Below are 22167 nucleotides of genomic sequence, written 5' to 3' on the forward strand. Positions count from 1 at the left end.
AGCATACCTTTTGTGTATAGCGAAACAGCCCCGGAGAGGTTATTCCGAGGCTGTTTCTGAAAGTATTATGAAAGGTGTGCAGTAAATGCAAAACCGCATTACTTAATGATATGAAGTATTGCAAGAAGCCTTGCTAAAAATCCTGTCTTAATAGCGATAGCAACTGCTGCAATTACAAGAACTGCTGCTCCTGCGATAGGAAGTACAGGTGATACAGGTTTACCCTGTGAATCAGGTGTATCTGTTGTAGGAGTCTGATCGTCAGTAATTGTCTGCTGATTGTCAGTACCGCCTGTGGTGTTATCTACAGTCTGGTTATCTCCGCTGCCTGTATTTCCGGCATTTCCGGTGTTGTCGCCGGTTGTTGTCTCTGTAGATGTTCCTGTTCCAGTTCCGGTTTCTGTTGAATCGCCGGTTGTTGTTCCTGTACCTGTTCCTGTTGAACCACCGGTTGTTGTTCCTGCGCCTGTTCCTGTTGATCCACCGGTTGTTGTTCCTGTGCCGGTTCCTGTTGATCCACCGGTTGTGGAACCTGTTGTTGATCCGGATGTTGAGCCACTTCCTGTAGTGCTGCCTGATCCGCTTGTGCTGCTTGAGCTTCCTGTGCTACTTGAATCACTGCTGCCGGACTCACTTGAAGAGCTTCCTGAACTACTTGAAGATCCGCTTCCTGAGCTTGATCCGCTGCCTGAACCAGAAGAGCTTCCTGAACCTGAGCTTGAGCTTCCCGGCTCTTCGTCTTCCTGATTCTCTTTATCCTTCTCAGCAGCCTCAGATGAGCCGTTGATATCTCTCTCATACTGAATTGCTTCGTAGTCACCGCCGAGGTCAGCCACAATGTCTTTTGCATCAAGGCCTGCACTTGCAAGGGCTGCAATACCTGTCTCGGAGAGCTTCATGAAGTCACCAAGATCAATTGAACCGTCTGCATTTCTAAGTCTCTCAGCTACTGCGATAGGATTCTGTGCATCAGCCTTAGGTGCTGAAAGTGATACGAACCAGTCATCTGTTACAGTAAGGCCGTCCTTATTTGAGGACTTTCCGTCCTGCCAGAAGAAGTTCAGTGTTCCATAGATGTTGTTTGTATCCTGTGTTCCCTTAGGCTTGATGTTCTCGCTTGTTCCGGTGTTCTCTGTCCTGTAAGACATTACTCCGTCTACATAGTAGTTGGTATTAGCTGTGTCGTTTGTATAAAGAGCTACGTTGTTTGATCCGTTGTTGAAGGATGTTGAGTTGTAAACCTGAATATCAGGACCTGAGTTGGAATCAATACCCTTGGCCTTGTTGCACCATGCAACAGAGTTAATGAGCTTGTGGTTGCCGGCCATGCTTGAACCACCCATCTTGAATCCGTTACCGTTTCCTTCGTTTGTTCCGTCAACGCCATAGCCGTTATCAAATGCTACGCAGTTCTGGATAGTAACCTGACCGATTGAGCCTGTCTCTACCTTGGCAAAGAGATCCCAACCGTCATCAGCGTTGTTGTAAGCAATACATCCGTCAAATACAATACCCTCGCCACATGTAAGCTTGGCAGCAAATCCGTCCGCATCCTCGTAGCCTGCATCTGCATTGCTGTATGATGTGCAGTTGAGGATCAGGTCGTATGAAGGCCAGAGGTCCCTGCTGTCTGATGAGAGATATCTGCTTACCTGAATACCTGTGTTTCCGTTCTCGTATGTACGGATATTGTTAAGAGTAATATGACTTCCGGATACCTGAATACCCTTTTGTCCATTGGCTGACTTGGTGCAATCAATTCCACTTATGTACCAGTAATTACCTGCAAGAATGAATCCCGCACATTTTGTTCCAAAGTCGAAGATTGCTCTTCCGCCATCAGTAACCATATTGATTGGCTTATCAGGTGTTCCGTCAATTCCTCTGTCAATTGTAACTGTCTTTGTCAGATTATAAGTTCCGCTTGCAAGGACAATTGTCTGACCGGGCTGTACATACTTAACAGCTGTATAGATATCTACAGGGTCAGCCTGTGTTCCTCTTGCATCTGACTTACCGTTTTGTGATACATAAACCTTTTCATCGCTATTGATGGTTGCATATCTTACAGTGTGTGTGAACTCAGCCATCTCGTAAGATGAAAGCTTCTTGTACTCATCATTTTCAGGGTTAAAGAACTCGTCAGGAATGAACTTTATTGTAAATTTGTTATCGCCTTTAACAAGCTTTGTTGTAACACTTACAACTTCGCTCTCCTTAACTTCCTTAGCACTTACAAGCTCTTTTCCCGAAGCATCGGTAATTGTAAGTACGCCGTCAGCATTTCCTGTGTACTGGAGCTCATATTTAGCTGTGTTGGAATATGTAGCTGAGATTATCTTGTAGCTCGGTACTACATATTCAATTTCTCTCTCCTCTGCAGGAGCATCGTCTGCAGGATCTGTAAGCACAAGTTCAATATCACTGAAGGTTGCCTTCGCTGCTCTTGATGCGAACACACCAATATATACATTGTTTTCATCAAGATTTGAAAGAGCTTCTGTATCGTAGAACTTCTTTGTAGAAATAACATTGTCATTGCCATCAAGGTAGCTTACAAAGTATCCAGTATTGTTCTTCTGAATACGAAGTCTTACTGTTGTAAGAGGATTCTCAACTGTTCCGGGAACTGCTGCAGTAGCATTTCCAAATAGGTTATATGTTCCTGCTCCGTTTGCTCCGCAAGAGCTCTCGAGAGGATACATCTTGGATGAGAACTCTCCGGTAACAGTTGCTGTATCGTTCGCCTCTAAGCGAGCGAGGTTTTCTTTTGATACACCAGCTTTCTGCTGAGCGCCAAGTCCATCTTTCATCGTGATCTTAGCTTTTGTGTCATCCTCAGTAGCTTCGCCCTTTTCAGTGTCATAGAAATACTCGACCTTTGTTCCGGATGCCATGTAGGAGTTGTTCCAGAACACGCTGCTGTCTCCGTTTACACCGACTCTGTCAGCAGCCATGATACCGAATCCTTCCTGTCCGTTTGTAAATGTCCAGGAATCAATGGTTGCTGTAGCAGTAAAGGTAAAGTTCATATCAGAAGGAACTGATGTGTAGTAGTAGCAAAGTCCGTCTGTACTTGCAGGAACCAGCTTACCCTTATTTCCTGTATTCCAAACAGTTATTGTTCCATCTTCATTTTCTGTGTATCCACAATTGCTTCCTGAAGAAACACCCTGTCCGAATGCTGAGAATACCCACTCACGCTCAGATTCTGCAGTAACAACTTTCTCAACTGTTGTTGTCTTTGATGTATCTGTTACTGTCTTTCCGTCTTCTTCTCTGTCTCTTGTTGCAGTAAGTGAAATCTCGTAAGTATCTCCAACATCAAGTCCTACAAAAGTATATGAATATTCAGTCTTAACGTTATCCACAACCTCGCTTGGCTTGTATGTATCTCTTGAAGATTTGCCGTCTGCGTTTGTCTTATTTGTCGCAACGATTGTATAACTTGTTGCCTCTGCTACAGAGTAGAACTTAACCTGCAGCGTGCCTTCTCCTTTATTGACAACGCTCTTAAATGCCGGAGCTGTCAGAGGATAAACAAAGCTGATCTTTTCATCATTGCTTGTCTTTTTGGTCTCCTCATCATCTCTTAAAAGAGCTGCAACAAAATGGTAATCTCCTGATTTTGTAGGAGCAAACGTAAATTCAAACTCATCCTTTTCAGCTGAAGATCTCTGTGTTGTAACTATCTGATCATCTGAATCAAGGCAGTCGAGTTCAAGCTTATCTCCGCCGTCTGTACCAATAACCGCCTTAACGGTAATAACAATCTTGCCATCGTCTTCTGCATCAAGAGCAACACTCTCAATAACAGGAGCTGCAACGCTGCTCCAGTCAGCTCTTACAACTTCTGTAGGAGCTCCGTCCGTAACCTTAACCTTGAAAATGTAGTTATTGTTTGTAGCACCGCCAAGGTAATAAGTTCCGGCGTCAGAGAGCTTAAATGTTGAATAATAAGGAGAGTTCTTGGTATATGTACCCTCTGTTATGGCAACTGTTTCTCCTGCTGAATTAAGGATTGCCATCTGGCGGTTATCATCTCCGCCTTCTGCCCACCATACTTCTACTGTAGCTTCTGAAGATGTAGTGAACTTTACAGCATTCTTATCTGTGGCAGCTTTACCGCCAAGATTAAATCTCACACCTGAAGTATAGCCATCTTCCCAGGTCTTTGAGCTTGTATCGATCTTGGACTTGGCACTGTATATAACAGTAAAGTAATCGTCCGTTCCACCATTTACTTCCTCACCATCTGCCTTTGCACCTGCTGCAAATGTTTCAAATGATGATGCCTCAATTACATATTCTACGGGCTCTGCGGCTTTATCTTCTTCTACTTCAATCTTGAATATGTAGTTGTTTCCGACAACACCACCAAGGAAGTATGTTCCGGCTGCATCAACCTTAAGTGTTGAAATGTATGGTGCATTCTTAACTGCTGCTTCTTCAGTAGTCGCAACCGCCTCTCCGGATCCGTTAAGTATTGTCATCTGGCGACCGGCATCTCCGCATGCCCACCAAACCTTAACAGTTGCGGAATTGGATGTTGTAAACTTAACTGCATTCTTCTCGGTAGATGCTACTGCGCCAAAGTTAACCCTCTGAGCGGATGTATAATCGTCTTCCCATGTCTTGGAACTTGAATCAACCTTACTCTTTGCACTGTAGATAAGAGTGAAATAACCCTCGGTTCCGGCATTTTCAGTCTCTCCGTCTGCCTTAGCACCTGCTGCAAAAGCAGTAAGAGCAGATGACTCAAACACGAACTTTGAAGTTGTGGAAGTAGCAGGCTCATCCTCTGCTACAGGAACCTCTCCTGTTGATCCGTCCGGGAAGGTGATCGTCATGTCTTTTCCCTCAAATGGATTGAAGTCTCCAAGGAAAGCTTCTGTGCTGATCACAGTGCCATCTGCGCAAACAGCCGTCTCTGGCTGCTGTGCCCATGTAAGGCGCTGGCCTTTGTTGTTCTCGCCTGATACTTCATAGGTGCCATACTCAACATTTCTCGCTGACTCTCCGGTAAGGGATGCATTCCATCCTGCCGGCTGGATCAGTGAAACTGTAGAGTCTGCATCGTATGTATATGTCTTGCCATCTGAACCAAGTTTCCAGTTTGTAGCCTCAACAACAGTATCAAAGAATACTACTTCTGATGTGTTTGCTGCCCAAGGTCTTCCGAAGAATCCGGGCTTTGAAGTATACTTGGATGCTGTGTTAACTCCCGGTTCTGTGCTCTTAACTGTGCAGTTGTACATCAGGTATCCACGAGTTGATGCTGAACCCTGCTGTGCTGCAGTTATATAAGAAACATCGTTCTTGTCTTCGCTAGTGTTCATGACAAGGTCGCACTTAGCAAATACCGCTGTCATACCACCAAAGATAAAGTCTGTTCCGCCATATACATCGCAGTCATAGAAACCTGCTGTTGTGCCTACTGCGCCATAAAGTGTATCCTGGCGTCCGATAAATGCACAGTTATCAAAGAAAGCTTCTTTTGCAGAACTTGTCATAGCAAGAGCTGCAGCTCTCTCAACATACTTCTTGTCCTGAACGGTCACGTCGCCTGCTGCCATAGATGAACGAGCGACAGATCCTTCTTTTGCACCACTCTGAGGAACGATAACATCCTCAGCTGCCTTTTCAGACATATACTGGTTAAAAGAGTTCTCGAAGATAATGCCATCTGCCTCAAATCCTTCTGCGCTTACAACAACTGAAGCATTCCAATAGCTTCCTGCTGTTGTGCCTGATCCGGGATTTTCGAATGAAGCATATCCGTTAGCCTTATTAACTGCGAGCAGCTCCTCGTCATACTTGCAGTCACTACCCATGCTGTAATATGTGTATCCGTGTCCGTAGTACCATGTAATACGAACTGCATTAGTATCAATGCCAACACCCTTATCTGTAACAGCAATGCTGGGTGCAGAGCTTGCATTCTTAAGAGTTACATTAGGAACATCAACTACCAGCATCTCCTCGTAGTTGCCGGGCTCAATGCTGATGGTAACTCTCTTGCCATCTCTGTCCATGAGCCTTACAGCTTCAAGTGCCTCGCCGATTGTTGCAAAGTCAGCATCATCTGATGAACCAACCTTGAGTTCTGACTTATACTCTGTCTGATAAACAGTAGCAATCTTGGTTATATAAGAAGTTCCGAGAACTGTTATGTCAAAAGAGCCTTCACCGCCCTTATAGTCATACTCAAATGTATCATTTTGACTTGTGGATCCGGTTTTAACATTAACAGAGCTCTCGTTCTCATTTTCAAAGTAATAAGAATACTGATAATTGCCGGTTACCTGAATCTTGCAATCTCCCTTTACAGGAACAGTAATCGTGCCTGCACCTGAATAGAGGTAAGTCGCATTGTGAGATTTTCCGTTTGTCCAGGAAAGGCCGTTGTAGGTGCCTGATGTAGCGTTTGCAAACTTAGCTGCAAAGACTGCATCACTGAAATTCCACTCAGTAATGTCTGAATCAAATGAAATCTCTTTTACCACATCAGAGCCGTTAACTACAAGGTCACTTGTAAGCTTCTGGACAAATGCTCCAGCGTTTGTCACTTCAACAATGTACTGACCGTCTCTGAGAGCGATGTCATCTGTTCCTACAAACTCATATACATAGCCGTCGGGCTCAAAACCTTTTTCTGTATCAAGTCTTGTGAACTTGAAGGTTGCCTCTGTAAGGTCTGAAAGTGATGCTCCCTTAGGAGAAATTGTAACCTTGTAAACAGGCTTAGCCTCAAACTCAATATTCAGATTGCTTGTATCCTTGGAAACATTAAGTTCCTTGGTAACAAGGTTATAGTCATCTACAGCTGCATATTTCTCTGTAGTTGTATCTTCCCTGTCTGCTACAACCACATCATAAGTTACGCCGCTCTGGAGTTTAAGATCGTAGTAGATGTTTGAACCCTCACCCTGCAGAGCAATCTTAGGTACATATACAGAATCTTCATCCTGTGGCTTAAAAGTAAACTCTGCTGCTGCAACGAAATTCTCAGCATCATCAGCCGCAATACCTGTAAGTTTACCTGAAACATTTACAAGCTCTACGCCTACAAGATCAAGATCAATGGTCTCATCTCCACTGATTGATACAGTCTTGGGAGAAACGATCGCGTAATCATCTGCTCCCTCGAGAGAGAGTTCATATTCAAAGCCTTCAGCAAGTGTTGCAGCAAATGCTCCATTAGAAACTTCTGCCTTAACAACATTTCCGTTAGCCTTGTTTGTAAATACTACTTCTAAAGTATCTTTTCCGTTATATCCGTTTACAGTACCTGTAAGTGTGCTGTACTGCGCATGCTCACGGATAACCCTTGCCAGTACGAGCTTTTCTGTTGCGGAAAAGAGCTTGTACTTGCCGTCACTTGATGGATAAAATGTCATCTTTGAAACAGTGCTGCTGCCAAGTGTATGAACATAGGAAGCATCATCAGAAGCATCATCAACATTTCTGAAATGCACTTCAGAATCTGTACCGTTACTTGCCACAAAAGCTGTGATTGTATCATCAGCCTCGCATTCAAGAGCTACATACACACTATCTGTGGCACCCTTATTTGAATAAATGTAACCGTTATATGCATTGCCATCGGAGTCCTTAAGGCTCTTATCATCGTATCTTGTCAGCTCGGTGTTAGCTGTCCTGAGTCTGTGTGTTGAAGAATAACCTCCGTCGTTAAACTCAAAATCACCGTCATCTATAGAAAATGAAGCAATGTTTACTCCTGTAGAACCTGCTGCAACATCTCCATAAAAGCCATTTATGGTATCAGCATCAAGTCTGTTGTTATAATCACTGCCTAGATCTTCTGCGCCGAAATCCCATACATCAGCCTTGTCCGCATCGAAGTTCCTGTCCTTTTTAGTTGTATCTTCAGGTACTTCGTCACCTGTATTCTCAGTTACAACAGCATCGAAGCTCAGAACAACAGGATCCTGATCATCTGCAACATTCATCTGCTCAAAGTTAAGAGTAAGAAGCTTGTAATTATCCACTCCTGTAAGTTCAAGTGCATATGTCACAAATTTCTTAACCTTAACAGAATAGCTTCCGTCATCGTTAAGTGAAACTGTCTTTGTTTCAGAGCCATCCTCAGGTATACAGCTTATCACTGCATCCTTCTTAAAGTTCTCAAGGTCCTCATCGTTGATTCCCTGAAGCTCAAATTTAACTTCCACAAGTTCCTCAGTTTCATCAACTGCTACAGATCCCTCATTAGCAGAATCCGTCAGGACTTCGCTCTTAGAAACTTCGACATCTGTCTTCTTTACTTCGACTTCTGAAGTCTCAGTTGTCGCAGAATCTGAAGAAGCTGCCTGGGCTTCAGCATCTTTTGTCACAGGCTCAGAGTCGACTTCCTCTTTAATCTCGCTGAAAGTCTGCGCCTGCAAAAGAACTTCTTCTTCCGCCAGTGTCATTCCTCCGGGCAGAGCCGTCGAAACATTGGAAAACGTAAGTGCAGCAGTAAGTACTGCAGCAAAAAACTTCGCTCCGATTCCGCCCTTTCTTCTCTTTTTTGACATATTGTTCCTCCCGTTTGTTCCCCATAAAACTTTGTTTATAGTTTTTTAATAATGTAAACGCTTACATTATTTTCAGAACGTGACCTTATCTTATCATAGTCACTTTGACTAAAACAAGGGGAAAACGAAAGATTTTTTCACCATATTGCCTAATTAATAAACAAATTTTCAGGATAATAATTGTGCATTTTTTAGTGTTAGCGTTTTCATGTGGGTGTCAAAAAGTTAAAACTATTTTAGATTGTTTTAATAAATTCCAGTTTCCACGGCTTTTTCGGGGAATAAAAACGGACAACAAAAAAGCGATCACATCAAATGATGTAATCGCTTTATGAGTGTGCGTGACAGGATTCGAACCCACGACCTTCTGGTCCGTAGCCAGACGCTCTATCCAGCTGAGCTACACGCACATGAGCCATATCGGCAACAAATAATATTATATTCATGCCGACAGGCTTTGTCAAGAAAATTTACATATTCTTATCTGCTGCCTCTGCAGCCTTGGTCTCAAGGACCAGTTTTTCCATATCCGGCCTTGCAAATTCAAAGCAGGCCAGGAGCTTTTCATTGAATACTCCGCACTCTCCGTCTTTGATCATCTCATAGGCTTTATCCATTGGGAAAGCTGCCTTATAAACACGATCACTGACCAGCGCATCATATACATCCGCCAGAGCTGTAAGCTGAGCTCCAATGGAGTTTTCCTCACCCTTAAGTCCGTCAGGATAACCTCTTCCATCGTATCTCTCATGGTGGTGTCTGCAGATATCCAGACTCATTTCATAGTACTCTTTGTCCTGAACGTCTTTTAAGAGCTCAATGATCTCACTTCCACGGGTGGTATGAGATTTCATCAGATCAAATTCCTCATTGGTGAGCTTGCCGGGCTTAAGAAGGATTGAGTCCGGAACGGATATCTTACCGATATCATGCATTGCCGAAGCTTGAGTAATAACATCTACAAGGTGAGGTGTCAGTCCCAATTCCGGATAGTTATTCATTGCTGTGAGGGCAAGGATTCTGACAAATCCCTTTATCCTCTTTAAATGATAACTGGACTCCATGCTTCTGAATTCCACAATGGTCGCAATGGTGTCTATGACTTTTTCATTGCTGTTCTTAAGCTTCTCTTCCTGCTTCTTTAAGTAGATGAACTGCTTCTTTAAGACTCTGGTCTGGTCATCAATCTGACTCTCTAAGTTATTCTTGTGGTCATAGAGCTCAATATTTCTTGAGACACGCCTGTCAACGATGATAGGATCAAAGGGTTTGTGAATAACATCCGCTGCACCCTTCTGGTAGCTTGCACGTTCTGCCTCTGTAGAGGTGTCGGCTGTGATCATCAGAACAGGAATAACATCATTTAAGTTATCCCTTTTGCCCATCTCCTCAAGGACCTGATAACCGTCCATCTCAGGCATGACAATGTCAAGGAGAACTGCTGCGAGCTTTCCTTCATTCTCCTCCATTATCTTAAGAGCCTCGAGGCCGTCGCCGGCCTCAAGGATATTATATTTGTCTTTAAAGATCTCTCCAAGAATTCCTCTGTTGATCTCGTTATCATCAACTACAAGAATTGAACGATCTGCCATAGGGCCTCCATCAACGTTCTACTATAGCTGCGCATCCCATTCCGCCGCCGACACAAAGAGTAGCAAGTCCCTTGTGAACATCGCGTCTTTGCATCTCATAAAGAAGTGTTACCAGGATTCTGTTTCCGGAGCATCCAACGGGATGGCCAAGAGCAATAGCTCCTCCGTTTACGTTAAGGACATCTTTTGAGAATCCAAGGTCATGCTGTACAGCTACTGACTGAGCTGCAAAAGCTTCGTTTGCTTCTATAAGATCGAAATCACCGATTGAATATCCGGCTTTCTTCATAACTTTCTGTGTTGCTGCCACAGGTCCGATACCCATGATTCTTGGCTCAACGCCTGCAAGCTCTCCGGCGATCCAGGTACCAAGAGGCTTAACCCCCAGCTCTTTTGCCTTCTCCTCACTCATAACGATGATTGCTGAAGCAGCGTCGTTGATGCCCGATGAATTGGCTGCTGTAACAACTCCGCCGTCCTTCTTGAAAGCAGGTTTAAGATGGGAAATACCCTCTACTGTAACGCCCTTTCTTGGTCCCTCATCTGTATCGAAGATGATGGTCTCTTTCTTTTTCTTGATCTCTACAGGAACGATCTCTTCCTTGAATTTGCCCTCTGCAATGGCCTTCTCAGCCTTGTTCTGTGACCATGCTGCAAACTCATCGAGCTGCTCCCTTGTAAGATGCCAGTCTTCTGCGATGTTCTCAGCTGTAATACCCATGTGATATCCACCAAAAGCATCTGTCAGCGCATCCTTGATCATCGCATCCTGAAGTTCTCCTGAACCCATACGATATCCGTAACGTCCCTGCTGCATAAGGTAAGGAGCCATTGACATGTTCTCCATACCACCGGCTACGATAATGTCTGCATCGCCCATTCCGATGAGCTTAGCTGCGAGATTTACGCAGTGCAGGCCTGATCCACAGAGTACGTTTATTGTTGTTGCAGGAACTTCAACAGGAATTCCTGCATTTACAGCTGCCTGTCTGGCTGGGTTCTGTCCGAGTCCCGCCTGGATAACGCAACCCATATATACTTCATCAACCTGTTCCGGCTTTACACCGGCTCTTTTAAGCGCTTCCTTGATTACAATTGTTCCAAGTACCGGAGCTGGTGTTGTTGAAAGTGCTCCACCCATTGTTCCGATCGCTGTTCTGCATGCTCCCGCTAAAACTACCTTTCTTGCCATTACAATTTTCCTCCATGATATTTGTACATTTGTTTTAATTGGTGCATCTAGTGCCACTCATACATATACATTTTAACACCTGAAAGTATGCCCCTCAACGTATTTTAGATAATTTTCAGAAAAGAAAAAGGCGCCGGCTTACGTGCCTGCGCCTAATATCTCTATCTGTTTGTCAAACTCAGTGGAAGCTCCAATCCGTGCTCTTCCAATAGCTTTTTGTCTGTCAGAATATCTTCTACGCTGCCGTCCGCGACAATGCGTCCTTCATCCAGTAAAAGAGCTCTCGAACAGGTATCCATTATGAAATCAAGGTCATGAGATGTGATTATCTTAAGTGCCCCTATCTCGTTTAATATCCCTATAAGATTTCGCCTGTTCCTGGGATCCAATGCAATCGACGGTTCATCCATTATGATGATATCCGGCTCCATGGAAAGGATTGTAGCTATGGCAGCAAGCTTTTTCTCACCGCCGGATAGCTTATAATTGTGCTTATTCCTGAGATGAGAGATGTGGACCTTATCAAGCGCCTCATCCACGCGCCTCTTCACCTCTTCGTCAGGAAGGTTATAGTTCTGAGGTCCGAAGGCAACATCCTCTCCCACAGTTGAGAGAAAGAGCTGACTGTCGGAGTCCTGAAAAACATATCCGACATGTTCTCTGATATGGCTCAAATTCTTTTTGTTTACGGGATGTCCCGCCACTTCAAGCTCGCCCTCATAGTTAAGGTACAGCCCCACAAGCAGCTTCATCAGAGTGGATTTCCCGATTCCGTTAGCCCCGACGATTCCTATGCTCTCGCCATCGTGAGCTGTGAGATTAAGGCCATCCAAAACCTTATTCCCATCCTCATAGGTGAAGCTTAAATCTTTTATTTTCAGCAATTCTCCGTGAATTCCGGTATGCATCTCTTTTTCCTTCCAGATCAAACAATAAATCTTATTACAATAAACGCAGCTATCCAAGCCAGGGTGTAGATGTGATCAAAGGCTTTGGGAGATCTCTTTTGCACATTAAAATCACCCTTGAAGCCCCTGAGCACCATGCTCTCATAAACATTTCCCGCTCTGTCCATGCTGCGAAGAAGCCACTGTCCCACCAGTGTTCCCCAGGCTCTGTAGTTAATGCCTCTCTGCCTCGGTGCCCTGAGCATATACGCCGTTGTTATCCGGTCCGCCTCATTGCCCATAAGGCCGAAATATCTGTAGATAAGCAGAATAACAATGACTATTATCTTCGGAATATGCAAAAGGCGCAGCGCATAGCAGATCTGCTCAATCGACGTTGTCGCAATGAGGATATATGCGGAGAGTATGCTGTAGAATCCCTTTAGCATCAGCGTCACCATGGAAATCATTCCGCCGGTAACTTTAAATCCGGGAAAAAGAGGTATCTGCGCCACAACCTGTTTGTCGAAGAAGGGGTTAAATATTCCCACAAACAACACAAGCGGAAGGATTAGTCTCATCCTGTAGATGCCATCCTTAAGAGATAACTCTCCGGCGATAAACCCAAATGCCGGGAACACTGCCATCATTATCATTCCTGATAAATCATACTTGTTAAAGGATGCCACAAACAGAATGTATGTAACGCAAACAAGCAGCTTTCCCAATGGATGAATCCTGTTCATCCAATGAGAACGCTGCTGCAGATTCTGAAGTTTATTCATTTCATGTAGCTGTTTTTCAATAGACTCCATAAAACCTCTGCCATATCAAGCACTGGCAGAATCAGGCTCCTCTTTCTTCTTAAAGAATCTAAATGCGTAGCTTGCACCAACCATAACGCCAACTACAACAAGTGATCCCACAATACCTGAGAAACTTGTACCGGCTGCTGATTCGCTGTCCTTAAATGCATAATCAGGCAAAAGAGATGTGGCATCCTGAATTCCTGCTGCCGTGTCATAAACACCGCCGTCTGCCTCAAGCTCTGTTGTTCCTGCAACCTGCTCCATTGACCACTCAAGGCCGTCAGGGAATGCAGATGCGAATAAAGATACGATTCCGCCTGCAAGGGCTGCCAAAATTGCTATTACGATAATTGTATTCTTAAAGCTGAGCTTTCCTTCCTTAACTTCTGTGCTCTCACCAACACCCCATAAAAGCTCAGGTCTTGCTTCATGTACAAATATAAGTACTGCTGCTGTTATAAGGCCTTCAACAAAGCCGATTGCAAGATGTATAGGCTGCATTGTTGCAAGGAATACAGAGAACGGAAGCTCTGTAACTCCCGAAGCAAGAGTCTCCAGTGTAACAGAGAATGCACCAAGCTGCAAGGTAAGAACGCAACCAAGGATAGATGCCAGCGCAATCTTAGCTCTGCTTGCTCCTTTCTTCATTATTGGCTTCCATATCAGGAGAGCCCCTATAAAGCACCCGTAAAAGGCCATATTCCATATATTACAGCCCAGGGCAAGCAGTCCTCCGTCAGCAAATAGCAGGCACTGAACCAAAAGTACTCCTATCATGGTAAGGAAACCTGCGTAAGGTCCCAAAAGTGCTGAAAGCATCATACCGCCGCACAGATGTCCGGATGAACCTGTACCCGGAATAGTGAAGTTGAGCATCTGAGTTGCGAATACAAATGCTCCCATAACTCCCATTACCGGAATCTTTTTAGGATCGCTTTCTTCTCTTACTTTTTTAACTGATACTGTTGCTGCAGATGCTGATAAAACATACATTGTTCCCGCAACTGCCGGTGCCACTAAGGCGTCTGCCATATGCATAAATCTTTTCCCCCTCTGTACTTCGTAATATCCGTGTGCCAATGGATTCCTTGGCACAAGTATAAGTATATTGGGCTGTATATAAGCGTACAAGCCCCCCGGGGGGATGAAATTTTATTTATTAATCCGGGATATCTGTAATAATAACAGGCTCGTCAAATTCTGCCAGCAACTTATCCAGATATTCATCCTTAATGTCTTTTTCCAAAAGCTCTAGAATATAGATTCCTCCGAGCCTGTGAGGATTGTTGATATATTCAGGTCCTTCTGTGGTCGCCTTTGCTGCAAGCCCTTTTATCTTATAGGCTTTCTCTTTTTCAAAAAGGCCAAACACTGTCTTTCTGTCATAATCTTTTTCAGCTACAACATAGCTAAGAGTAGCTCTGGTATCGCTGCGCTTACCCGTAGTCAGATCGATATATCCCAAAATAGGAACACCTACAGAATAGTCCTCGCCTTTTCCGACGCGCGAAGCGCTGGAACTTCCACCACCTACCATTACAAGAAATTCATGTGGCTGATCCTCAAACATCTTGCGTTTATCTTCCGGTATATTGGAAACACCTATAAGTCCCATGTTCTAATCCTCCCAGCAATTATTTTTTGATTTCGGAAAAGAGCTTTCGTATAGCCTCATCGTATGGAGCATGAAGTATACCGTACTCAGTTACGATACCTGCAATAAGCTCGTTGTCTGTTACATCAAATGCAGGATTGTAAACGTTAATGCCTTCAGGTGCCATGCGCTCTTTGTACCACATCTCGGTGACTTCTTCAGGCTTTCTCTGCTCGATGTTGATATCTGCTCCGGTAGGAGTGTTGATATCGATGGTCGATGTAGGTGCGCAGATATAGAAAGGAACACCGTATCTCTTTGCAGCAAGAGCAACCATGCTGGTTCCGATCTTATTGGCTGCATCGCCGTTGGCAGCAACCCTGTCACAGCCTGTGAATATCACGTTTACAGCACCGCTCTTCATAAGTGATGCAGACATGTTGTCGCATAAAAGAGTCGTATCAATCCCTGCAGAATGCAGCTCAAAGGCAGTAAGTCTTGCTCCCTGTAAAAGAGGCCTTGTCTCATCGCAGTAAACCTTGATGTTGTAGCCTTTTTCATGTGCAAGATACATAGGCGCAGTAGCTGTTCCGTACTTGCAGGCGCAGAGCTGTCCGGCATTGCAGTGTGTGAGAATACCGTCTCCATCTTTTACAAGAGTTACGCCGTACTCACCGATCGTGCGGCAAACATCAATATCCTCCTGCTTGATTCTCTGGCACTCATCACGCATCTCGTCTATCAGCTTAGGACGAACGGTATCTGAAAATGAGCCACTGACTCCGTCCCTAGGGCTCATTTTGGCGTAGACTTTTTCAACGTGGGCTTTCATGCGCTTAAGTGCCCAGGACAGATTGACTGCTGTGGGACGAGATGAATTCAGGTAATCGCTCTTTTCATCAAGTTCCTTCATGAACTCATCATAGCTTGCAGCCTTAGAATGCTTCATCAAAAGATAAAGTCCCATACCGGCACTTACTCCGATAGCCGGTGCGCCTCTTACCTGCAACAGGTAGATCGCATCCCAGATCTCTTTTGCCGTATGAAGTCTTATGATCTCAATCTTGCCGGGAAGCAGCGTCTGGTCAATGATCTCCAGTGCGTCATCCTCATCGATAAGTGATACTGTTTCGTAATCAAGTATGCTTTTCATAGTAATCTCCGTTTTAACAAATATAATAAGAGGCACCGGAAAATCCGATGCCTCTTAATTATATCACATGTCAAAATGAAGTTCTGCCTATCAGCCCTTTGCTGCAAGCTCTTCCTTAAGTCTCTTTGTAAGAGCAGGAACTACCTTGTTGAGGTCGCCTACGATACCGTAGTCAGCAACGTCAAAGATAGGTGCGTTCTCATCTTTGTTGATAGCAATGATGATATCTGACTCTTCCATACCTGCTACGTGCTGGATGGCTCCGGAGATACCGATTGCGAAGTAAAGCTGAGGACGAACTGTCTTACCTGTCTGTCCAACCTGAAGATCCTTGGGCTTCCAGCCTGAATCTACAACTGCACGAGAGCAGGAAACTGTTCCGTGAACAACCTCTGCGAGCTCTTCAAGAATCTTGAAGTTCTCAGGTGATCCAACACCACGGCCGCCTGATACAAGGATCTTAGCTGCCTGGATATCAGCAACTGCTGATGTCTCTTTAACGATCTTAACGATCTCTGTGTAGCAGTCGTTCTTATCAAATCCGGGATTGTAATCAACGATCTCTGCCTTAGCACCCTTGATAGGATCGATCTTCTGCATAACGCCGGGACGTACAGTAGCCATCTGAGGTCTGAAGTCAGGGCAAGCGATGGTAGCGATTGTGTTTCCACCGAATGCAGGACGGGTCATAAGGAGCTGTTTGTGCTTCTGCTCTCTGCCTTCTACAGGCTCAAGAGGGAAGTCTCCGATATCAAGCTGTGTACAGTCAGCTGTAAGTCCTGTGTGTACTCTTGAAGATACTCTTGGGCCAAGGTCACGACCGATGGCTGTAGCACCAACAAGGAGGATCTCAGGCTTGAACTCCTTGATAACAGATGCAAGAGCGTGTGTGTAAGGCTCTGTTCTGTAATCCTTAAGTTCAGGATCGTCTACTACGATAACTCTGTCAGCACCGTACTCTGCAAGCTTGTCAGTAAGTCCCTTAACATCGCTTCCAAGAAGTACTGCTGTAACTTTTTTCTCATCAAGGTCTTCTGCAAGACTCTTTGCTTTGCCCAGAAGCTCAAGTGCGATGCCTGAAAGCTCGCCGTCTACCTGCTGAGCAAAGATAAATACACCTTTATATTCTTCTAAAGACATGACTCTTCTCCTTTTCAATCAAAAATTATAAGATTACGTGTTTCTCCTTAAGCTTGCCTACGATGTAGTCAACTGCTTCCTCAGCTGAATCAGGAGCAACCTTCTCGCCCTGACCCTTCTTAACCTTATCGGAAGCCTTTGCAATCTGTGTAGGTGAACCCTTAAGTCCAAGGTTAGAATCGTCTACATCCTTAAGATCAGCTCTGCCCCATACGGTAACTTCCTGATCAAATGCATCGAATATTCCACCCGGTGTCATGTATCTTGGCTCGTTGAGCTCTGAAAGAGCTGTTACAAGGCAAGGCATGTTTGCCTTAACGATGTGGTATCTGTCTTCGAACTGTCTCTTAACTTCAACAGTCTTTGCAGCCTCGTCAACCTTGATCTCCTCAGCATAAGAAATTACAGGAATTCCAAGATGCTCAGAAATCTGAGGTCCAACCTGAGCTGTATCTCCATCGATAGCCTGACGGCCTGTGATGATGAGATCATACTCAAGGTTTCTGAGTGCGCCTGCGATAGTTGAAGATGTTGCCCATGTATCAGCGCCGCCGAGTACTCTGTCAGTTACAAGAACTGCCTTATCTGCGCCCATAGCAAGAGCTTCTCTAAGTACAGCGTCAGCCTTTGGAAGTCCCATTGTAAGAACTGTAACCTCTGCGCCATACTGATCTTTTAATCTAAGTGCTGCCTCAAGTCCTGCTTTGTCATCAGGATTCATGATTGCAAGCATTGCACCTCTATCCAATGTTCCATCGGGTTTGAACTTAACGCCGCCCTTTGTATCAGGGACCTGCTTAATGCAAACTACAACTTTCATTTTATAATCTCCTTTTCGTTATCATCTGGCTTACTTTAAAAGAGCTCCTGAAATAACCATTCTCTGAACCTCAGATGTACCCTCGTAGATCTCTGTGATCTTAGCATCACGCATCATTCTCTCTACTTCGTACTCTCTGATGTAGCCGTATCCACCGTGAAGCTGTACAGCCTTTGTGGTTACATCCATTGCTACCTCTGCTGCGAAAAGCTTAGCCTTAGCAGCTTCTACTGAGTAAACATCCTTATTCTTCTTTGCATCAGCAGCCTGATAAACAAGGAGTCTTGCTGCTTCACACTGTGTAGCCATGTTAGCAAGCTGGAACTGTGTGTTCTGGAACTGGCCAATAGCACGACCAAACTGCTTTCTTTCCTTTACATACTCAACTGTTCTGTCGAGTGCGCCTTCTGCAATACCAAGAGCCTGAGCAGCGATACCGATACGTCCGCCATCAAGTGTGTGCATTGCGATAGGGAAGCCCTTTCCGCGAGCACCAAGAAGGTTCTCTGCAGGAATGTGGCAATCCTGGAAAATAAGCTCGTAAGTAGAAGATCCGCGGATACCCATCTTGTTCTCCTTTGTTCCAAAGGTGAATCCGGGTGTTCCCTTCTCAACGATGAATGCTGAGAACTTCTTCTGCTTTCTGCCTCTCTTATCCTCAACGATATCTGTGTAAGCGATGATGATGTAGATATCAGCAACCTCACCGTTTGTGATGAAGCACTTAGATCCGTTAAGAACCCACTCTTTTCCGTCTTCTGTAAGAACAGCCTTAGTCTGAACGCCCTGAGCGTCTGTTCCTGCCATAGGCTCTGTAAGACCGAATGCGCCGAGCTTCTCGCCCTTTGCAAGAGGAACGAGGTATTTCTGCTTCTGCTCCTCTGTTCCGTATGTCATGATAGGATCGCAGCAAAGTGATGTGTGAGCAGATACGATAACTGCTGTAGTTCCGCAAACCTTTGCAAGCTCCTCTACGCACATGATATATGTGAGAGGATCACATCCCTGTCCGCCGTACTGCTTAGGAATCGGGATACCCATGAATCCGTACTTCTGCATCTTCTTAACGGTCTCCATAGGGAAAACTTCTGTCTCATCAACCTCTATTGCGTTTGGCTTTACTTCTTTTTCTGCAAACTCTTTAAAAAGAGCTCTCGCCATTTCATGTTGCTGATCAAGCTGAAAATCCATGATTTAAACCTCCAAATTTATTATTTATGAGTTATTACTTGTCAGTAGGAACCTTGTTTCCATCTGCATAGTTGTAGAAGCCGATTCCTGTCTTAACGCCGAGCTTCTTACCACGAACCATCTTACGAAGAAGAGGGCAAGCACGATACTTGGAATCACCTGTCTCTGAGTAGAGAACATCCATGATAGCAAGAACGATATCAAGACCGATGTAATCGCCCAGCTCAAGGGGTCCCATAGGATGGTTACATCCAAGCTTCATAGCTGTGTCGATACCTGCGATATCTGAAACGCCTTCTGAATAAACGAAGATACCCTCGTTGATCATAGGAACAAGGATTCTGTTTACAACAAAGCCTGCTGCTTCGTTAACCTGTACAGGAGTCTTTCCAAGATCCTCTGAAATCTTCTTGATCTTATCAACCATGTCATCAGGAGTGTTAGCACCCTGGATAACCTCAACCAGCTTCATAACAGGAGCAGGATTGAAGAAGTGCATTCCGATGATAGGCTTTGCAAGGCCTGATCCAATCTCTGTGATTGAAAGTGAAGATGTGTTTGAAGCAAAGATGCAATCAGGATTCTTAACGATGTTGTCCTGAAGCTCCTTGAAAAGATTCTTCTTAATATCCATAACCTCAAGAGCTGCCTCAACTACGAGATCAGCATCTGCACAGATGTCGTTAAGACCTGTCTGGATCTTAGCTGTGATAGCATCTGCCTCTTCCTGAGTCTTCTTTCCCTTAGCAACCTGCTTATCAAGACCCTTCTTGATCTTAGCAAATCCGCCCTCAGCAAACTCAGTCTTGATGTCGCAAAGATAAACCTTCTCTACGCTCTGAGCCTGAGCAAATGTCTGAGCAATACCTGAGCCCATTGTACCTGCGCCAATTACTGCAACTTTCATTTCTAATTCCTCCTAATTTGTTTTTTCTATTTTGATTGAAGTTATTTATTCTGGAAATCTACAACCTTAACTTTAGCAGGGTCGTCTTTCTTACGAAGGAAGTTAGCCATTCCCTCTCTCTGATCGTATGACTCGAAGCATGAACCAAAGAGCTTCTCCTCGATTACAAGAGCATCGTCGATGTTAACCTGAAGTCCATCGTTGATTGCCTTCTTGCATGCTCTTACAGCGATAGGAGCGTTAGCAGCGATCTTGCTTGCCATCTTCTCAGCCTCTGCAAGGAGCTCTTCCTGAGGATATACAGCGTTTACAAGACCGATTCTGTAAGCCTCGTCAGCCTTGATGTTCTTAGCTGTGTAGATAAGCTGCTTAGCCATTCCTGCGCCGATAAGACGAGCAAGTCTCTGTGTTCCGCCAAATCCGGGTGTAATTCCGAGACCAACCTCAGGCTGACCAAACATAGCATTCTCTGAGCAGATACGGATATCGCAGCTCATTGAGATCTCACATCCACCGCCAAGTGCAAAACCGTTGATAGCAGCAATTACAGGAACAGGGAACTGCTCGATCTTGCGGAAGATGTCGTTACCCTTCTTACCAAAAGCTTCTCCCTCTGCCTTTGAAAGAGTGCTCATCTCTCCGATATCAGCACCTGCAACAAATGACTTCTCGCCGGCACCTGTAAGAACTACAGCTCTTACCACCTCAAGATCAAGGCCGTCAAAAGCTGCCTCGAGGTCATCAAGAACCTGTGAGTTCAGGGCGTTGAGCGCCTCAGGTCTGTTGATTGTAATTACAGCAATTTTGTCTTTTACTTCGCAATTTACAAAACCCATTCTATTTGCCTCCTTAGTTATATAAGTTCATCCGTGATAACCGCATGGCTCCTCTGCGTTCTCGCCATGCTACAGACATTCGGAAATCGATCCGCAAAAAGACGCGTATCTTTTTTCCTCATGTCTGTTCAGGTCTTAAATTGAAGTAGCCTGCTTTGTGCAAGCACAGCAGACTACTCCAACTTAATCCCTTTTATCACTCATATTTCTCAACAATAGTAGCGCATCCCATTCCGCCGCCGATGCAAAGTGTAGCAAGACCCTTCTTAGCCTCAGGTCTCTTAGCCATTGCATAGAGAAGTGTTACAAGGATACGGCAGCCTGATGCTCCAACAGGGTGTCCGAGAGCAATAGCTCCACCGTTTACGTTAACCTTGCTCATATCAAATCCAAGGTCCTTGGCAACTGCAACTGACTGAGCTGCAAATGCCTCGTTAGCCTCGATAAGATCGATATCATCAAGTGTAAGCTCTGTCTTCTTAAGAGCCTTTCTTGTAGCTGCAACAGGTCCGATACCCATGATCTCAGGCTCAACACCTGCAAGAGCTCCGCCTACCCATGTAGCCATAGGCTTGATTCCGAGTTCCTTAGCCTTCTCTTCGCTCATAACAACAACTGCAGCAGCACCATCGTTGATACCTGATGCGTTACCTGCTGTTACAAGTCCGCCTTCCTTACCTGAGCAGCATTTAAGCTTAGCAAGAGTCTCAACAGTTGTTCCGGCACGAGGTCCCTCGTCTACCTTGAACTCAACCATTTCCTTCTTAACCTTAACGGGAACAGGAACGATCTCATCGTCGAATGCGCCTGTAGCCTGAGCCTTCTCGCACTTCTGCTGAGAATTAGCTGAGAACTCATCGAGCTCTTCTCTTGTAAGGTTCCATCTGTCGCAGATATTCTCTGCTGTGATCATCATGTGATAGTGATTGAAAGCATCTGTAAGAGCATCGTTTACCATGGTATCAACAAGTGTTCCGTTGTTCATACGATATCCGAAACGTGCATTTGGAAGTGCGTAAGGAGCCATTGACATGTTCTCCATACCACCTGCTACTACGATATCAGCCTCGCCTGCCTTGATCAGGTCAGCTGCCATATTTACACAGTTAAGACCAGAGCCGCATACTACGTTAAGTGTTACTGCAGGAGTCTCAATAGGAAGACCAGCCTTGATTGATGCCTGTCTTGCTACGTTCTGTCCAAGACCTGCCTGGATAACGCATCCCATAAGTACTTCATCAACCATCTCAGGCTTAACACCTGCGCGATTAAGTGCCTCCTTGATTACGATTGAACCAAGTTCTGCTGCTGGAGTATTGCTGAGGGCTCCACCCATTTTGCCGATGGCAGTTCTGACTGCACCAGCTATAACTACTTTCTGTGCCATAACGTATTACCTCCATTTTGGGGACTCTCTGATCCCAGTTTTTATTAAGTTTCTTCTGCAAAAACCTGCGTTAAAATCGATTGACAAATTTTTATCAGAACAGATTCATTGTAACATAG

At 44.8% G+C, this 22167-nt stretch carries 14 protein-coding genes and 1 tRNA gene; all 15 read right to left on the reverse strand.

From position 1 onward, the window contains the following. Positions 1 to 98 precede the first annotated feature (98 nt). Positions 99 to 8540, reverse strand: coding sequence for a pectinesterase family protein (locus tag G589_RS21330; RefSeq protein WP_051192406.1), 8442 nt, complete (start codon positions 8538 to 8540; stop codon positions 99 to 101). 336 nt (positions 8541 to 8876) lie between these two features. After that, positions 8877 to 8950, reverse strand: a tRNA-Arg gene (locus G589_RS0114390). A 60-nt stretch (positions 8951 to 9010) separates the two neighbouring features. Continuing rightward, positions 9011 to 10132: an HD domain-containing phosphohydrolase gene (locus tag G589_RS0114395; protein ID WP_026522610.1), complete on the reverse strand. Its 1122-nt coding sequence runs from the start codon at positions 10130 to 10132 to the stop codon at positions 9011 to 9013. A gap of 10 nt (positions 10133 to 10142) precedes the next feature. Then, a complete protein-coding gene (locus G589_RS0114400; protein WP_026522611.1) occupies positions 10143 to 11324 on the reverse strand; it encodes an acetyl-CoA C-acetyltransferase in 1182 nt (393 codons plus the stop codon). 161 nt (positions 11325 to 11485) lie between these two features. After that, positions 11486 to 12232 carry an energy-coupling factor ABC transporter ATP-binding protein gene (locus G589_RS0114405; protein WP_035776203.1) on the reverse strand — a complete coding sequence of 249 codons (747 nt, stop codon included), beginning with the start codon at positions 12230 to 12232 and terminating at the stop codon, positions 11486 to 11488. A 17-nt stretch (positions 12233 to 12249) separates the two neighbouring features. Continuing rightward, on the reverse strand, positions 12250 to 13026 hold the full coding sequence (gene cbiQ / locus G589_RS0114410) for a cobalt ECF transporter T component CbiQ (protein ID WP_026522613.1): 777 nt from the start codon (positions 13024 to 13026) through the stop codon (positions 12250 to 12252). 15 nt (positions 13027 to 13041) lie between these two features. After that, positions 13042 to 14058 carry an energy-coupling factor ABC transporter permease gene (locus tag G589_RS0114415; RefSeq protein ID WP_026522614.1) on the reverse strand — a complete coding sequence of 339 codons (1017 nt, stop codon included), beginning with the start codon at positions 14056 to 14058 and terminating at the stop codon, positions 13042 to 13044. Positions 14059 to 14179: 121 nt separating this feature from the next. Next, complete coding sequence (locus G589_RS0114420; RefSeq protein WP_026522615.1) at positions 14180 to 14635, reverse strand: DUF7021 domain-containing protein; 456 nt, start codon at positions 14633 to 14635, stop codon at positions 14180 to 14182. Between the two features lie 19 nt (positions 14636 to 14654). Beyond that, on the reverse strand, positions 14655 to 15773 hold the full coding sequence (gene mtnA, locus G589_RS0114425) for an S-methyl-5-thioribose-1-phosphate isomerase (RefSeq protein WP_442855621.1): 1119 nt from the start codon (positions 15771 to 15773) through the stop codon (positions 14655 to 14657). 84 nt (positions 15774 to 15857) lie between these two features. Continuing rightward, positions 15858 to 16907, reverse strand: a complete 1050-nt coding sequence (locus G589_RS0114430; protein WP_026522617.1) for an electron transfer flavoprotein subunit alpha/FixB family protein — start codon at positions 16905 to 16907, stop codon at positions 15858 to 15860. Positions 16908 to 16932: 25 nt separating this feature from the next. Further along, entirely contained in the window at positions 16933 to 17727 is a 795-nt protein-coding gene (locus G589_RS0114435; RefSeq protein WP_022769653.1) for an electron transfer flavoprotein subunit beta/FixA family protein, read from the reverse strand. A gap of 30 nt (positions 17728 to 17757) precedes the next feature. Further along, positions 17758 to 18918 (reverse strand): acyl-CoA dehydrogenase, encoded by a 1161-nt coding sequence (locus G589_RS0114440; protein WP_022769654.1) that lies wholly within the window; start codon positions 18916 to 18918, stop codon positions 17758 to 17760. 34 nt (positions 18919 to 18952) lie between these two features. Further along, complete coding sequence (locus tag G589_RS0114445) at positions 18953 to 19825, reverse strand: 3-hydroxyacyl-CoA dehydrogenase NAD-binding domain-containing protein (protein ID WP_022769656.1); 873 nt, start codon at positions 19823 to 19825, stop codon at positions 18953 to 18955. 41 nt (positions 19826 to 19866) lie between these two features. Further along, a complete protein-coding gene (locus G589_RS0114450) occupies positions 19867 to 20661 on the reverse strand; it encodes an enoyl-CoA hydratase-related protein (protein WP_022769657.1) in 795 nt (264 codons plus the stop codon). A 196-nt stretch (positions 20662 to 20857) separates the two neighbouring features. Then, on the reverse strand, positions 20858 to 22048 hold the full coding sequence (locus G589_RS0114455; protein WP_026522618.1) for an acetyl-CoA C-acetyltransferase: 1191 nt from the start codon (positions 22046 to 22048) through the stop codon (positions 20858 to 20860). Between the last annotated feature and the right edge of the window lie 119 nt (positions 22049 to 22167).

The sequence above is a fragment of the Butyrivibrio sp. VCB2001 genome (assembly GCF_000423965.1).
In the GTDB taxonomy this organism is placed as follows: Bacteria; Bacillota; Clostridia; order Lachnospirales; family Lachnospiraceae; genus Butyrivibrio.

Coding starts and splice junctions, on each gene's coding strand:
- G589_RS21330 (WP_051192406.1), bottom strand. CDS start 8,540: ATGTCAAAAAAGAGAAGAAAGGGCGGAATCGGAGCGAAGTTTTTTGCT.
- G589_RS0114395 (WP_026522610.1), bottom strand. CDS start 10,132: ATGGCAGATCGTTCAATTCTTGTAGTTGATGATAACGAGATCAACAGA.
- G589_RS0114400 (WP_026522611.1), bottom strand. CDS start 11,324: ATGGCAAGAAAGGTAGTTTTAGCGGGAGCATGCAGAACAGCGATCGGA.
- G589_RS0114405 (WP_035776203.1), bottom strand. CDS start 12,232: ATGCATACCGGAATTCACGGAGAATTGCTGAAAATAAAAGATTTAAGC.
- cbiQ (WP_026522613.1), bottom strand. CDS start 13,026: ATGGAGTCTATTGAAAAACAGCTACATGAAATGAATAAACTTCAGAAT.
- G589_RS0114415 (WP_026522614.1), bottom strand. CDS start 14,058: ATGCATATGGCAGACGCCTTAGTGGCACCGGCAGTTGCGGGAACAATG.
- G589_RS0114420 (WP_026522615.1), bottom strand. CDS start 14,635: ATGGGACTTATAGGTGTTTCCAATATACCGGAAGATAAACGCAAGATG.
- G589_RS0114430 (WP_026522617.1), bottom strand. CDS start 16,907: ATGTCTTTAGAAGAATATAAAGGTGTATTTATCTTTGCTCAGCAGGTA.
- G589_RS0114435 (WP_022769653.1), bottom strand. CDS start 17,727: ATGAAAGTTGTAGTTTGCATTAAGCAGGTCCCTGATACAAAGGGCGGC.
- G589_RS0114440 (WP_022769654.1), bottom strand. CDS start 18,918: ATGGATTTTCAGCTTGATCAGCAACATGAAATGGCGAGAGCTCTTTTT.
- G589_RS0114445 (WP_022769656.1), bottom strand. CDS start 19,825: ATGAAAGTTGCAGTAATTGGCGCAGGTACAATGGGCTCAGGTATTGCT.
- G589_RS0114450 (WP_022769657.1), bottom strand. CDS start 20,661: ATGGGTTTTGTAAATTGCGAAGTAAAAGACAAAATTGCTGTAATTACA.
- G589_RS0114455 (WP_026522618.1), bottom strand. CDS start 22,048: ATGGCACAGAAAGTAGTTATAGCTGGTGCAGTCAGAACTGCCATCGGC.